The sequence below is a fragment of the Pseudomonas sp. NPDC087342 genome (genome assembly GCF_044744265.1).
In the GTDB taxonomy this organism is placed as follows: domain Bacteria; phylum Pseudomonadota; class Gammaproteobacteria; order Pseudomonadales; family Pseudomonadaceae; genus Aquipseudomonas; species Aquipseudomonas nunensis.
The window spans coordinates 93,979-108,277 of sequence record NZ_JBIUXZ010000011.1 but is presented as its reverse complement, the minus strand read 5'-3'; the positions used below and the strand labels follow the sequence as shown (position 1 = coordinate 108,277).

Sequence of the window (14,299 nt, the reverse complement as noted above, 5' to 3'; positions counted from 1 at the left end):
ACGTGTCGTGGTTGAGATTAAGGGGTGCAAAAACAAAAACGGGCCTGCATAAGCAGGCCCGTTTGTCAGTGGAAGGGTAAAAAGTGAATCAGGCCTCAGCCGTTTTGTGCAGCCTGTTCGTTTTCGAGAAATTCGTCTTCCAGCAGCGCATCGGCTGCAACTCTCTCGAATGGCACCACAGCGGCACGTGGTTTGCCCCGCAGTTTGCCGAACAGATGCTCTAGTGCGTGTTCGAGTTTTTCGGCCGCCCCGTCGATCGCTTGTTCAAGGGTATCGGCTTTATGGGTCACGGAAATTGGTTGATGGCCTTTAGGCCGCGCTTCCAGCTGGCAGCGCATGTCATGCGGTCCAGGCTTGTCGCCGTTTTCGTCCCGCAAGTGAACCTCAACGCGGGTCAGGTCCTCTTCGTAACGTTCGAGCGTGCTCTCAATGGTAGTACGTACCCACTCCTCCAGTCGGATGCTGCTTTGAATATGGTTATCACTGTTGACTTGGATTTGCATAGTTCATCCCTTATTTCAGCTAGCTCGCGAGAGGCCGATCGGCTGGCCCTTGGGCGTCATCACCGTGACCTCTTACTTACACAATCGGTGTGTGCGCAGAACATTTCAACCCCTAAAAAAAGATAAATATGGATTCGCAAAAAAAGCCGGACAACGGCCAAAAGCGCTGTTAAGGTCGGGAGTTGGGTCGCAACGCTTCTTTGTCACAATTCCTCACATCTGCTGCTCCGCCAGTGGATGCAGACTCCGAAAAATCCCCGCCTCTTCCACCAGCCAGTCATGCACCGCCCGCACGCCCGGATGGCTCAGCGCCCCTGGCGCATACAGCAGCACGTAGCGTTTGTGGTTCGGCACCGCCAGGCCAAACGGCACGATCAACGTCCCCCGCTCCAGCTCATCATTCAGTAGGGTTCGCCGCGCAATCGCCACGCCCATGCCGGCAATCGCCGCTTCGATGGTCAGGTGATTGCGATTGAAGGTGTGCCCGCGCCGTACGTCGGCCCCCTCGAAGCCGATGGCGTTGAGGTAGAACTCCCATTCCGCGTACTCGTAACTGCCGCGCCAGGCGGTGATGTCGTGCAGCAAGGGAAAATGCACCAGGTCCGCCGGGCCGTGCAGCGGCGGACGACCGCGCAACAGGCTCGGAGCGCACACCGGGAAGATCTGCTCGTCGAGCAAGGCTGTGGATAACAATCCGGGATAACTGCCGTCGTTCAGGTCGATGGCCAGGTCGAAGTCGCCCTCGTGTAACGGCACGCTGCTGTCCTCGGCCACCAGGCGCAGTTGAATGTCCGGGAATCGTTGCTGCAAACGTGGCAGGCGCGGGGTCAGCCACTTGCTCAGGAAGGATGGAATCGAGCGCAAGCGCAAAATCCCGCTGATCATTCCGGCGTCCAGTCGTCGCAATTCGGCGTCGATGCTGCCGTAAGCCTCGTTGACGGTGATGGCCAGTCGCTGGCCCTCAGCGCTCAATTCCACGCCACGCGCGCGCCGATGAAACAGGCGAAAGCCCAGGCGTTCTTCCAGTTGTCGGATTTGCTGGCTGACCGCACCCGGCGTGATGTGCAGTTCTTCGGCGCAACGGGTGAACGACAAGTGCCGCGCGGCACAGGAAAACACGTGCAACCAGACGTAAGTCTGGGCGTGTAATTGACGACTCATCGTTTAGTCCTGCTAAAGGCTGTCTTAGGAAGTTTCGTTGGTCACGTAGGACCGAGGTGGGCAGTATCGCCGACATTGCGCTTGTCCTACAAAAATGGCAGCGATTTCTCTTCCATTGCTTGTATAGGCTTTAGCATGGCTATCAGTGTTTTCGATCTCTTCAAAGTTGGCATCGGTCCGTCCAGCTCCCACACCGTGGGTCCGATGCGCGCCGCCGCGACCTTTGCCCAAGCCTTGATTGACCAGCAATTGCTGGCCGACGTACGGCGCGTGGAAATCCGTCTCTACGGTTCCCTGTCGGCCACCGGCGTCGGTCATGCCACCGACCGCGCCTGCGTCATGGGCTTGATGGGCGAGTGGCCGGACAGCATCGATCCGACCAGCATCGACAGCCGCATCCAGCAACTGCGCGAAACCGGCGAATTGTCCCTGGCCGGCAAAAGCACGATTGCCTTCAACTGGCAGCGCGATCTCCTGCTGCTCGACGAGAGCCTGCCCTACCACCCCAACGCCATGTCTCTTACAGCCTTCGGCGAAACCGGTGAGTTGTGGGAGCAAACGTACTACTCGGTCGGAGGTGGTTTCATCATCGAAGCGGCCGAAGCCGAGTCCGGCATCGCGCCGACCAGTGACGTGGTTTTGCCCTACGATTTCTCCAGCGCCGCCGAGTTGCTCAAGCTGTGCAACCAGCATGGCCTGCGGGTTTCCCAGTTGATGATGGAAAACGAGCGGGCCTGGCGCAGCGACGCCGAGATCCGCCAGGGGTTGCTGCACATCTGGTCGGTGATGCGCGAATGCGTCGAACAAGGCCTGCTGCATGAAGGCATCCTGCCCGGCGGTCTGAATGTTCCGCGTCGCGCGGCGAAATTGCACCGCAGTCTGTTGGAAATCGGCAAACCGAATGTCATCACTTCCACGCTGTCGGCCATGGAGTGGGTCAACCTGTTCGCCCTCGCCGTGAACGAAGAAAACGCGGCGGGCGGACGGATGGTCACCGCACCTACCAACGGCGCGGCGGGGATCATTCCGGCCGTGCTGCACTACTACATGAAATTCAACCCGGATGCGTCGGACGATGACGTGGTCGCGTTCTTTCTGGGCGCGGCGGCCGTCGGCATCCTTTGCAAGAAAAACGCCTCGATCTCCGGTGCCGAAGTCGGTTGCCAGGGCGAAGTCGGCTCGGCCTGCGCGATGGCTGCAGCCGGTCTGGCGGATGTGCTCGGTGCTACACCGGAGCAACTGGAAAACGCAGCTGAAATCGGACTGGAACATAACCTCGGCCTGACCTGCGACCCGGTCGGCGGCCTGGTGCAAGTGCCGTGCATCGAGCGCAACGCAATCGCCGCAGTGAAGGCGATCAACGCCACGCAAATGGCCCTGCGCGGCGACGGCAAGCACTTCATTTCCCTGGACCGGGTGATCCGCACCATGCGCGATACCGGCGCCGATATGCACGACAAATACAAAGAGACTTCACGGGGCGGCCTGGCGGTGAGCTGGGTGGAGTGCTGAGGCGCACTCCCGACCGTCCCGGCGGGCCGTTTGAAACGTAGCGAGCGAAGACAAGACAAGGCAAAAACAGGCGAGGAAGCGGAGTTTACTGGCTGTAAATGAGCATTCCGAGCCTGTTTTTAACGCAGGATTGTCGAGCGCAGTAGTTTCAAACGGTCTGCCTTCGTGAGCCCGAGCAAGAACAATAACGAGGCCAAAAACGATGACCGATGTACGTACACCTGCTGCCGATAATCCCGCTGTAGACCTGACACGCAATAGCGAAATTGCCCACAAGGGCTGGAGTAAATTCGACACCACCTGGATGCTCGGCCTCTACGGCACGGCGATTGGCGCGGGCACGTTGTTCCTGCCGATCAACGCCGGAGTCGGTGGTTTCTGGCCGCTGTTGATCCTCGCGTTGCTGGCGTTCCCGATGACCTTCTTCGCCCACCGAGGCCTGACCCGCTTCGTGCTGTCCGGGCGTTCGGGCGACATCACGGAAGTCGTGGAGGAACATTTCGGCATCGGCGCCGGCAAGCTGATCACGCTGCTGTATTTCTTTGCGATCTTCCCGATTCTGCTGGTGTACAGCGTGGCGCTGACCAACACCCTGAGCAGTTTCATGGAGCACCAGTTGCACATCGCCCCGCCGCCGCGGGCGATTCTGTCGCTGGTGCTGATCCTCGGTTTGATGGCCATCGTGCGTTGCGGCCAGGGCGTCATCGTCAAATGCATGAGCGTGCTGGTTTACCCGTTCGTCGCCGCGTTGCTGCTGCTCGGCCTGAGCCTGATCCCGAACTGGAACGGCGCGTTCTTCGCCACCGCCAGCGAAGGCATGCCGCTGCCGTTGTTCTTCAAGACGCTGTGGCTGGCAATTCCGGTGATGGTGTTCTCGTTCAACCATTCGCCGATCATCTCCGCCTTCGCCGTGGATCAGAAGCAACGCTACGGCGCCCAGGCCGAGCGTAAAAGCAGCGGCATCCTCGCCATCGCCCACGCGATGATGGTGGTGACGGTGATGTTCTTCTGCTTCAGCTGCGTGCTGGCCCTGTCGCCAGCGGATTTGGCGGCTGCCAAGGCGCAGAACATCTCGATCCTGTCGTACCTGGCCAATCACTTCCAGACCCCGGTCATCGCTTACGCCGCGCCGTTAATTGCGCTGGTGGCGATCACCAAATCTTTCCTGGGCCACTACATCGGCGCCAGCGAAGGCTTTCAAGGCTTGATCGTGAAAAGCCTGCGCGGCCGTGGCCGGGTGATGTCGTCGAGCTGGCTGAACCGCATCACTGCGCTGTTCATGATTCTCAGCTGCTGGGCCGTGGCCACGTTCAACCCGAGCATCCTCGGCATGATCGAAACCCTCGGCGGGCCGATCATCGCGTGCTTGCTGTTCCTGATGCCGATGTATGCGATCCGCCGCGTGCCGGCCTTGCGCCAGTACTCCGGGCAGGCCTCGAACGTGTTCGTGGTGTTGATCGGCTTGATTGCACTGTCTGCGATCATCTATTCATTCCTGCCCTGAATCGGGCAGATAAAAACACGGCGGGCCATAGTGCCCGCCGTTTTTTTGCCGTGATCATTGTCCGACAGTTTTCCCGGCATGGCCCTTGCTATGTCCATTACGCGACACGGACGAAAGCGCATGAACATGGAATGCCGATGGTCTGGTATTGCGAACCAACCCGATCACGGCCGGTCAACAACTGCACGTTCAATCAGGCGGTGACGCATCATGGACAACCCTTTTCAGCTCATTACCGATGCCTTTGCGCCGGACTATCAGATCAACCTGAGCATTCAGGGGCTGGACGGCAGCATCATGCTGACCCTCTCCAACAGTGGCCGCGTGGTCGCCAAACGCATGATCAGCGCTGAACAGCGCAACGACCCCAAGCGCCTCAAGCGCCTGGTGCAAAGCATTCAATTCGGCATCGCCATCGAGCAAGGCCACAGCGCCATGGCCATCCTCGAAGCCATGACCGACGGCGACAATCGAAACCTGCCGCCGCCTCAAGTCAAAGGTCACGCACGGCCAGCCATGCGCCTTTAAAGCTCGCCCTTCTCGACCTCAGGATGTTCACTGGAACCCGTGCCGATCTTGCGCTGCGGGTTCTCGATCTTCACCGAGGGGAATTGTGACGAGGCGTAACGCACCACCAGAATCGCAAACGCCAACAACAGAATCCCGCCGCACAGGTAGATGATGCCGATGTCCGGTGGGTTGTGGTGCGAGACGTTGGAAATCAGCAGTCGCGTCAGCGCAGTGATCGCCACGTAGATCAGGAAGCGCACCGGCATGTGGTTGGTCTTGAAGTAAATCCCGACCATCGCCCCCAGCTCCAGGTAGATGAACAGCAGCAGGATGTCATCGATCTTGATGTGCCCCGCCTCGATCATCTGCAAGAATTCCATCACCGCCGCCCACGCGGTCACCGCACCGATGGCGAACAGCGCCAGGTAGTGGAAGGTCTCGACGAACAGGTTGCCCAATGACTCGGCCAGTTGATGCACGTTTTGCCGCAGGTTCTCGGCCCAGTTGATTTTCACGATGATTCTTCCTTAGCTCGGTTCGAGCGGATGATGCGGGTTGGACGTGACGGTTGTTCTGCATGCAGAAAAAAGGCCAGGGTTGGGAATTGAGATGATGGCCGCGTGACATGAGACACTTCGGCGGTGATTGGACCGACGCCTTCGCGGGCAAGCCTCGCTCCTACAGGGTCGATGTGATCTGTAGGAGCGAGGCTTGCCCGCGAATGGAACAACGCGGTGCACCTGAACAAATGCCAATTTCGGTCTACATTGAAATGCCACTACCCAAAGCGCAGGGATTCGCTTATCCTTTTCGCTGTATATAGATACAGTAGTCGCGAAGACAACTTAATGTGAAGGCATGTGAGGTGGTGAATGGCCGTCGAAGTGGTATACCGCAGCAGCCGAGATCTGGAGCGCTTGTTCATGGATAAAGCCGAAGCTGACCGTCATGACAAAATGCTCGAACTGGCCGAATTGCTGGCTGAAGTGTTGCAAAAAGCCGTGCCGTCCCTGAGCGAGCAGCAAGTGGAAGAAGCCGGGATTTATATGGCGAAGAACCGCGATGTGTTCGCCAAGGCGTTCAAGAGCCAGCCGGACGCCTTGTCCGAATTGCTGAGCGCGCCTGCTGAAGTGGCTGAAGTGGCTGAACCTGTAGAGGTGGCTGAAGCCGCCGAGCCGGTCAAGCCTGCGAAAGCAGTCAAAGCCGTCAAGTAAGCAATGCCCGAATTGAATAGGCCTTGAGTCGAATGGCTCAGGGCCTTTTTAATGCTCGGAAATCAGCGATACAAAACTTTCTCCGCCAACTCATCCGCTACCCGTGCTGGCGAGCGTTTTTCCGCTTGGGCATGGGCGAAGACTTCGGTCAGCCGCGAGGCGATTTTCGACAGGTGCGCGGTGATGGTCGCCAGCTCTTCGCCACGGTGCTTGAGCGAGACGTAGATCAGCCCACCAGAATTGATCACGTAATCCGGCGCATACAGAATCCCGCGCCGCTCAAGCTGATCGGCAACGTCCAGGTGCGTCAGTTGATTGTTGGCCGAGCCGGCCACCGCCGAGCAGCGCAGTTGCGTCACGCTGTGGCTGTTGAGCACACCGCCCAGGCCGCACGGCGCGAGGATGTCGCACGGGGTGCTGAGCAACGCGTCGTTGGCAATCGGATGGGCGCCGAGTTGTTCCATGGCGAGTTGCACCTTGCCGTGATCAATGTCGCTGACCAGCAGTTCGGCACCGGCGGCATGCAGTTGCTCCGCCAAGGCAAAACCGACGTTGCCCAACCCCTGAATGGCCACACGCAAGCCTTCGAGGTTATCGCTGCCGAGCCGGGCCATGGCGGTGGCACGAATGCCGGTGAACACGCCCATCGCCGCGTGAGGCGCAGGGTCGCCCGCCGAGGTGGTGCTGGTGACGTGTTGGGTCTGTTGGGCGATGCAATCCATGTCCGCCACCGAGGTGCCGCTGTCGATTGCCGTGATGTAGCGGCCGTCGAGCTGATTGATGCAACGCCCGAAGGCTTCGAACAGCGCCCCACGGTTTTCGACATGGGCCGGGCGTACGATCACTGCAACGCCGCCTCCTTGGGCCAGGCCGGCCAGGGCCGCTTTGTAGCTCATGCCTTGGGCGAGGCGAATGGCGTCCTCGACGGCGGATTCGTCGCTGGGATAGGCAAGGTAACGACACCCACCCAAGGCAGGCCCCAGGTGGCTGTTATGAATGGCAATGACTGCCTTCAACCCGGTGACCGGGTCTACGCTAAGGTGTAGCGATTCAAGGCGAGTGCTTTGCATGAGAGCGAACATCGTAGGGCTCCCGAATCACTTCTGGTAGTCGCCAGTATAGGCTTGCGCCTGAAAATTGCTGAAGCGCACCGGAATAAGCAGCGAGCCTTTGAGGGCTTTCGGACATAACCTGCAACCGTCCACGCGCGACACTGGACGAAAGCGTTTGGCAGGGCTAAAACGAGGCATTCCCCGGAGATTTTGATGACCCCGCGCCAACGCTTCTTCGCCTGTCTGCAACGCTCACCGCCCGCGCTGTTCGAGGCGGCGCTGTGGATTGCGGCCGAACACGACGCCGAGATGAATCCCGAGGTCGTACTGGCAGAGTTCACCGAGCTGCAACTGCGGGTCAGTGCCGGCCTGCCGATGCTGCCCGTGAGCGAACTGGCCCAGCCGTTGTTACGGCGCATGAATGACCTGGGGTTCGCCCAGGACGATTTCACCCCGCTGCGTCCGCAAGTGGCCTTGATTCACAAAGTGCTGGAGCGCCGTCGCGGCCAACCGCTGGCCCTGGGCCTGATCGCGCTGGAGCTGGCCAGAAGGCTCGAGATCCCGATGGTCGGGGTCAACTTCCCCGGGCATTTCCTGCTGCGCGTGCAGGGCGCCGATCACCTGCTGGACCCGTGCGGCGGACGCCGCTTGTACCCCAACGACTGCCGCGATTTGCTGCAACGCCAGTACGGCCCGAACATCAAACTCAGCGCCGAACATTTGCTGACGGCCGACCCGGTGCACATGCTCCAGCGCCTGTCACGCAACCTGCGCCAGTTGCACCTCACCAACGATGACTACATCGGCGCCCTGGTGGACGCCGAGCGCGTGCTGGAATTGGGCAACGGCAGCGCCTCCGATTACCTGGCCCGGGCCAGCCTCTATCAGCGGCTCGACTGCCCGAACGCCGAGCGCTTCGACCTGGAACATGCGCTGCTGCTCAGCGACGACCCGATCCAGCGGATTCGTCTGACGGAGCGATTGGGCCACCTCCCCCCAAACTCCGTCGTTCACTGACCGCCCTTGTAGGAGCGAGGCTTGCCCGCGAAAGCGGTGTGTCAGCCAACATCAATATTGGATGTCCCGCCATCTTCGCGGGCAAGCCTCGCTCCTACAGGGGGTGGGGTTGTTTCTGATGGCGAACGCACCTGGATGATGAACAACGCCGCAATCACCGCCGGTATCGCGCAGAAGAAGAAAATCTGCTGCACCGGAATGTGCATCGCCAGCAGCATGCTGCCAAACAGCGGCCCGAGGATCGAACCGAAACGTCCCACTCCCAACGCCCAACCGGTGCCGGTGGCGCGCACCTGTGCCGGGTAGAAATTACTGGCGAAGGCGTTGAGGGTCAGTTGCCCGCCGATGATGCAGAACCCGGCAGCAAACACGCTGGCCACCAGATAACGCGGGTTGTCGTGATTGAGGCCCAGCAGAATCGTGCACAGCGCCGCCGCAGCCAGCACGCATGACAACAGCCGCACTTTGCTTTTGAGGCGGTCGGCAAACCAGGCCATGCAGATCGCGCCGACAGTGCCGGCGAACAGGAACATCGACGTCACCAGGTTGGCTTCATTGAGTTTCAAGCCACTTTCCAGCAACAGCGTCGGCAGCCAACTGATCATGAAATACAGCAGGATCAGGCTGACAAAAAACGTTGCCCAGATCAGCAGCGTCGGGCGCGCATAACCGTTGCGGAACAACTCCAGCACCGTCAGTTTGCTGCCCTGTTCCTGCTCGTTTTGTGCGATTGATGCGGCGGGCGGTTGCCAGTCCGGGAGCATCCGCGCGGTGACTTTGCGCAAGCGTGCGTAAGGGGGTGCATCGCGCAGCAGACGCGGCAAGGATTCGGGAAGGAACCAGGCCAGAAACGGGAACAGCAGCAAGGGCGTGACGCCACCGGCGAGGAACACCGCTTGCCAGCCGAAGCTGTCGATAAACCCCGCCGCAACGAACCCGCCCGCTGCGCCGCCGAAGGAAAACCCGCAAGCCGCCAAGGTCACCATCAAGGTGCGCAGACGTGGCGGCGAATATTCCGACATCAATGCCATCGCACTGGGCATTGCCCCGCCCATGCCGATCCCGCAGATAAAGCGCGCGGCCATCAAGGTATTCAGGGAATCGGCGAACACCATCAGCACAGTGAGGGTGGCGTAGATCAGCACGCAGCAGAGCAGAATCCGTCGCACGCCGAAGCGATCCGCCAATGGTGTCACAGCCAGGGAGCCAAGGGTCAGGCCCAGCAGGTTGGCGCTGAACACCGGGCCGAACGCGGCTTTTTCCAGACCCCAATCCTGAGCCAGCGCGGGCACCACGTAGCCGAGGACCTGCGCATCGTAGCCATCGGTGACCAGCAACAATGCCAGAAGCAACAGGAGCAACCACTGATAACGGGACACAGGACGGGCGTCGAGTGCCGCCCGGAAGCTGGCAATCTGGTTGTGCATCGCAAGGTACCTGTCTTGTTTTTATGGTGTTGTGGGGATATCGCCGATCCCTTGTAGGAGCGAGGCTTGCCCGCGAAGGCGGTGTGTCAGCTACATGGATGTCTGCTGATACACCGCCTTCGCGGGCAAGCCTCGCTCCTACAGAGGGCGGGGTGAAGCTTTAAGGGGTGTCGGGCTGGTTCGCCGGGTGCGCTTTTACGAACGCCGGGTGTGTCGCGGCCAGCGCTGCAACCCGACGAATCCGCGGATACGCTTCCAGCGGAATATTAAACCGCTCCGCCGCATACAACTGCGGGATCAGGTAAACGTCCGCCAGCCCCGGTTCATCACCGAAGCAATAACCGACATCACCAATCAACTGCTCCACCGTCGCCAGGCCCTGGCTGATCCAGTGCCCGATCCACTCCACCACCTGCGGTTCGTCGTGCCCCAACTGGCGCAGTTTGTTGAGCACGCTGACGTTGTGCAGCGGATGCACATCGCAACCGATGACCGCCGCCACGCCGCGTTCGTGAGCGCGGGCGGCGAGGTCTTTCGACAGCAGCGGCATCTGTGGATAACGTTCCTCCAGGTACTCGATGATCGCCGGCGACTGGATCAGCAGCTCACCTTCGTCAGTGCGCACAGCCGGCACCCGACCTTGCGGATTGATCGCCAGATACGGCGGCTGTCGATGCTCGCCACCGGGCGGTGCGATCAGGTTGATCGGAAGGGCCTGGTAATCCAGCCCCTTCAGCGCCAACGCAATACGCACACGGTACGACGAGGTCGAACGGTAGTAGGTATAGAGTTCCATGCCCCGCTCCTCTTAACGCGCCGGCACGACTTTGCCACGGCATTCGCCGAAACCGATCGAGGCAAAACCGTCGTGGCTGCAGCGAGCGCGGAGGATGATTTCATCACCGTCCTCAAGGAATTTACGGACTTCGCCGGAAGCCAGCTCGATCGGCTTTTTGCCGCCCTCGGTGATTTCCAGCAGGCTGCCAAACTGACCGCTTTCCGGGCCGGACAACGTGCCCGAACCGAACAAGTCACCGGCCTGCAATTGGCAACCGTTGACGCTGTGGTGCGCGACCATTTGCGCCACGGTCCAGTACATGTGTTTGGTGTTGCTCAGGGTCAGGCGATGAGCCGGCAGGTTTTGCTCGCGCATGGTTTCGGTGAGCAGCAGCACTTCCAGCTCGATGTCGAAAGCACCGCCATCCTGATCGCGTTTGTCCGTGAGGTACGGCAGCGGCAGCGGGTCGCCTTCCGGGCGTGCAGGTTGCGCGCGGCGGAATGGCTCCAGCGCTTCGGCCGTCACGACCCACGGCGAAATGCTGGTGATGAAACTTTTCGACAGGAACGGCCCCAGCGGCTGGTATTCCCAGGCCTGGATATCCCGCGCCGACCAGTCATTGAGCAGGCAGAAACCAGCGATGTGATCAGCCGCATCGCCAATCGCGATCGAGTCGCCCATCTCGTTGCCCTGACCGATCCAGATCCCCAATTCCAGTTCGTAATCCAGACGTGCGCATGGCCCGAACGTTGGCTCGGTCTGACCGGCCGGCAGGGTCTGGCCCTTCGGACGACGCACATCGGTGCCGGACGGGCGAATGGTCGAGGCACGGCCGTGATAACCGATCGGCACGTACTTGTAATTAGGAAGCAGAGGGTTATCGGGACGGAACAGTTTGCCGACGTTTTGCGCGTGCTCGATGCCGACGTAGAAGTCGGTGTAGTCGCTGATTTTCGCCGGCAGGTGCATCACGCAATTTGCCGCCAGTGGCAGCAGTTTGGCGCCCTGGGCTTCGATCTTGCCGTGCAGGGTGCTGCCTTCGGCGAACAGTTCCAGCAGGCGTTCGCGCAAAGCAACGCGGGCATCGCGGCCCAATTCGAAGAACGCGTTGAGCTGGCCGCCACGGGTCGCTTCGACCGCTGTGCGCGCGGCGCCGTCGAACAGACCGGCGTCCAGCGCCGCTTCCAGATCGAAAATATGTTCGCCGATGGCCACGCCGCTGCGCGGTGCCGAACCCTTCACGCTGAACACGCCCAACGGCAGGTTTTGCAACGGGAAATCGGTGTGGCCGTTGGCGGAGGCAACCCAGCTACGAGGGATGGAAGTCTGAGTCATGGGTTATCTCCGGGTCGGGTCGAAAGTGACGGGCAGCGTGGCCCAGCAGGCGTCGTAACTGGATTGCAGTTGTGGGCATTCGAGGGCGAACTGGCTCGGGCGCAGCACCTGGCTGGTCTCGAACATGAAGGCCATGGTGTTGTCGATTTTCGCTGGCGCCAGCTCGGCGTTGATCGCCTTGGTGCAGCTTTCGCCGTCCGGACCATGGGCGCTCATGCAGCTGTGCAGCGAGGCACCGCCGGGGACGAAGCCTTCAGCCTTGGCGTCGTATTCGCCCTTGATCAGGCCCATGAATTCGTTCATCAGGTTGCGGTGGAACCATGGCGGACGGAAGGTTTTCTCGGCCACCATCCAGCGCGGCGGGAAGATCACGAAGTCCAGATTCGCCAAGCCGTGAACGCTGGTCGGCGAGGTCAGGACGGTGAAGATCGACGGATCCGGGTGATCGAAACTCACGGTGCCGATGGTGTTGAAACGGCGCAGGTCATATTTGTACGGCACGTTATTGCCGTGCCAGGCCACCACGTTCAGCGGCGAGTGGTTGAGCTCGCAGCCCCACAACTGGCCGAGGAATTTCTGCACCAGAGCGGTCGGTTGCTTGAGGTCTTCGTAATGCGCCACCGGGGTCTGGAAATCCCGTGGGTTGGCCAGGCCATTGCTGCCGATCGGCCCAAGGTCCGGCAGGCGCAATGGCGCGCCGTGGTTTTCAGCGATGTAGCCGCGGGCCTGCGGGTCGAGCAGTTCGACGCGGAATTTCAGACCGCGTGGCAGCACGGCGATTTCCAGTGGCTCCAGCTCCAACACACCGAGTTCGGTGGCGATGCGCAGACGCCCCAACTCTGGCACCAGCAGCAGTTCACCGTCGGCATTGAAGAACACGCGCTCCATCGAACGGTTGGCGCGGTAGCTGTAGATGCTGATCCCGGACGGTTTTTCCGCACCCGAGTTGGCGGCCATGCTGACCAACCCGTCGATGAAGTCGGTGGGTTCGCTCGGGATGTCCAGCGGGTTCCAGCGCAGGCGGTTAGGGGTCACTTCACCCAAGGCGCCGCCGGCCAGTTGTCGGTCAAGTTTGACGAACGCCGGGTGATTGGCCGATGGCTGGATGCGGTACATCCAGGTACGCCGCGCTTCGCTGCGGGCCATGGTGAATGCGGTGCCGGAGAACAGTTCGGTGTAGAGGCCGTACGGGACTTTTTGCGGAGAGTTCTGGCCGACGGGCAATGCGCCGGGCAACGCTTCACTGCTGAATTCGTTGCCGAAGCCTGACTGGTAAGCCAGCGCTGGCGCCGTTGAATCGAGGTTCATGGAGCCTCCTGAACAGGGAGTAGGCAATGGCCTGTCGCTCTGTTGCAGAGGTCTTGGCACGCCCGGGTTATTTTTATCGTAATCCAATTACGCTTAACGTAATTTGATTGGTATTGACCGTCAAGCTATAAAGACGCCCATTCGTCCCGGGATCACACCGCCTCCATGGAAAAGCCGCGCAATAACGATAAACAGAAAGTCCGCTCGGCCGAGGTCGGCACTGACATCCTCAAGGCCCTGGCAGAACTGTCGCCGTCGACCTCGTTGTCGCGCCTGGCCGAACACGTGCAGATGCCGGCGAGCAAGGTCCACCGTTATTTGCAGGCGCTGATCGCCAGCGGTTTTGCCGAGCAGAACCCCGCCACCAACCACTACGGCCTCGGCCGTGAAGCCCTGCGCGTGGGCCTCGCGGCACTCAACAGCATGGACGTGCTGAAAGTCGCCGCCCTGCCTCTGGCCGAGTTGCGCGATGACTTGAACGAAACCTGCTTTTTGGCTGTGTGGGGCAATCAGGGTGCGACCGTGGTGCACATCGAACCGGCGGTGCGAGCGGTGACGGTGGTGACTCAGTTGGGGTCGGTGCTGCCCTTACTCAGTTCGTCCACCGGGTTGGTGTTCAGCGCGTTTTTGCCCAACCGGGAAACCGTGGAATTGCGCGAGCTGGAAATCAAGGCCAGTGCAGCGCATGCACTGGCTGACGAGCAGGTCTACGCGACCTTGTGTGAACAGATCCGCGAACGTGGCTTGCACCACGTTCACGGCTTGCTGATGCCCGGCGTCGATGCGTTGTCCGCGCCGGTCTTCAATGCCGTGGGTAACGTGGCAGCGGTATTGACCATTGTCGGTCCGACATCGCTGTTCCACGCCGATGAAGACGGCCCGGCGGCACAGCGTTTGCTGGCGGCGACGCAGGCCGTAAGTTGGCGGATGGGTTATCACCCAACACCAGGACTCTAAAATCGATGTAATGAAAAGAGG

General features: G+C 60.6%; 13 protein-coding genes and 1 pseudogene. 6 read left to right on the top strand and 8 right to left on the bottom strand.

Annotated features, from left to right (window positions below; genetic code table 11):
* Window positions 1-95: 95 nt before the first annotated feature.
* Window positions 96-503, bottom strand: coding sequence for an HPF/RaiA family ribosome-associated protein (locus tag ACIOYV_RS21160; RefSeq protein WP_054049780.1), 408 nt, complete (start codon window positions 501-503; stop codon window positions 96-98).
* 213 nt (window positions 504-716) lie between these two features.
* The gene (locus tag ACIOYV_RS21155) at window positions 717-1,664 is read right to left on the bottom strand and encodes a LysR substrate-binding domain-containing protein (RefSeq protein ID WP_054049783.1); all 948 of its coding nucleotides are present in this window, start codon (window positions 1,662-1,664) and stop codon (window positions 717-719) included.
* Window positions 1,665-1,799: 135 nt separating this feature from the next.
* Here ACIOYV_RS21155 and ACIOYV_RS21150 point away from each other — a divergent pair, with 135 nt between their 5' ends.
* From ACIOYV_RS21150 to ACIOYV_RS21140, 3 genes are all read left to right on the top strand, one after another.
* Window positions 1,800-3,176 carry an L-serine ammonia-lyase gene (locus ACIOYV_RS21150; protein WP_401326712.1) on the top strand — a complete coding sequence of 459 codons (1,377 nt, stop codon included), beginning with the start codon at window positions 1,800-1,802 and terminating at the stop codon, window positions 3,174-3,176.
* Between the two features lie 202 nt (window positions 3,177-3,378).
* Window positions 3,379-4,680: a serine/threonine transporter gene (locus ACIOYV_RS21145; protein WP_054049786.1), complete on the top strand. Its 1,302-nt coding sequence runs from the start codon at window positions 3,379-3,381 to the stop codon at window positions 4,678-4,680.
* A 210-nt stretch (window positions 4,681-4,890) separates the two neighbouring features.
* Window positions 4,891-5,208, top strand: a complete 318-nt coding sequence (locus ACIOYV_RS21140; protein WP_054616099.1) for a DUF3509 domain-containing protein — start codon at window positions 4,891-4,893, stop codon at window positions 5,206-5,208.
* On the opposite strand, the gene ACIOYV_RS21135 is transcribed toward ACIOYV_RS21140, so the two are convergent.
* Window positions 5,205-5,705, bottom strand: coding sequence for a phosphate-starvation-inducible protein PsiE (locus ACIOYV_RS21135; protein ID WP_054049790.1), 501 nt, complete (start codon window positions 5,703-5,705; stop codon window positions 5,205-5,207). The genes ACIOYV_RS21140 and ACIOYV_RS21135 overlap by 4 nt on opposite strands.
* A gap of 357 nt (window positions 5,706-6,062) precedes the next feature.
* Here ACIOYV_RS21135 and ACIOYV_RS21130 point away from each other — a divergent pair.
* Window positions 6,063-6,317, top strand: a pseudogene (locus tag ACIOYV_RS21130) (YebG family protein); the annotation flags it as partial.
* A 149-nt stretch (window positions 6,318-6,466) separates the two neighbouring features.
* Here ACIOYV_RS21130 and ACIOYV_RS21125 read toward each other — a convergent pair.
* A complete protein-coding gene (locus ACIOYV_RS21125) occupies window positions 6,467-7,486 on the bottom strand; it encodes a Glu/Leu/Phe/Val dehydrogenase dimerization domain-containing protein (RefSeq protein WP_054049794.1) in 1,020 nt (339 codons plus the stop codon).
* Window positions 7,487-7,669: 183 nt separating this feature from the next.
* Here ACIOYV_RS21125 and ACIOYV_RS21120 point away from each other — a divergent pair, with 183 nt between their 5' ends.
* Entirely contained in the window at window positions 7,670-8,473 is an 804-nt protein-coding gene (locus ACIOYV_RS21120; RefSeq protein WP_163908493.1) for a SirB1 family protein, read from the top strand.
* Window positions 8,474-8,514: 41 nt separating this feature from the next.
* On the opposite strand, the gene ACIOYV_RS21115 is transcribed toward ACIOYV_RS21120, so the two are convergent.
* The 4 genes from ACIOYV_RS21115 to hmgA form a co-directional block, all read right to left on the bottom strand.
* Window positions 8,515-9,900, bottom strand: a complete 1,386-nt coding sequence (locus ACIOYV_RS21115; RefSeq protein WP_401326706.1) for an MFS transporter — start codon at window positions 9,898-9,900, stop codon at window positions 8,515-8,517.
* A gap of 160 nt (window positions 9,901-10,060) precedes the next feature.
* A complete protein-coding gene (gene maiA, locus ACIOYV_RS21110; protein ID WP_401326703.1) occupies window positions 10,061-10,696 on the bottom strand; it encodes a maleylacetoacetate isomerase in 636 nt (211 codons plus the stop codon).
* A gap of 12 nt (window positions 10,697-10,708) precedes the next feature.
* Window positions 10,709-12,013, bottom strand: coding sequence for a fumarylacetoacetase (gene fahA, locus ACIOYV_RS21105; RefSeq protein ID WP_401326701.1), 1,305 nt, complete (start codon window positions 12,011-12,013; stop codon window positions 10,709-10,711).
* Window positions 12,014-12,016: 3 nt separating this feature from the next.
* The gene (gene hmgA, locus ACIOYV_RS21100) at window positions 12,017-13,321 is read right to left on the bottom strand and encodes a homogentisate 1,2-dioxygenase (RefSeq protein WP_401326698.1); all 1,305 of its coding nucleotides are present in this window, start codon (window positions 13,319-13,321) and stop codon (window positions 12,017-12,019) included.
* 165 nt (window positions 13,322-13,486) lie between these two features.
* Between hmgA and ACIOYV_RS21095 the strand changes: the two genes are divergently transcribed.
* Window positions 13,487-14,278, top strand: coding sequence for an IclR family transcriptional regulator (locus tag ACIOYV_RS21095; protein WP_401326695.1), 792 nt, complete (start codon window positions 13,487-13,489; stop codon window positions 14,276-14,278).
* Window positions 14,279-14,299: the final 21 nt, after the last annotated feature.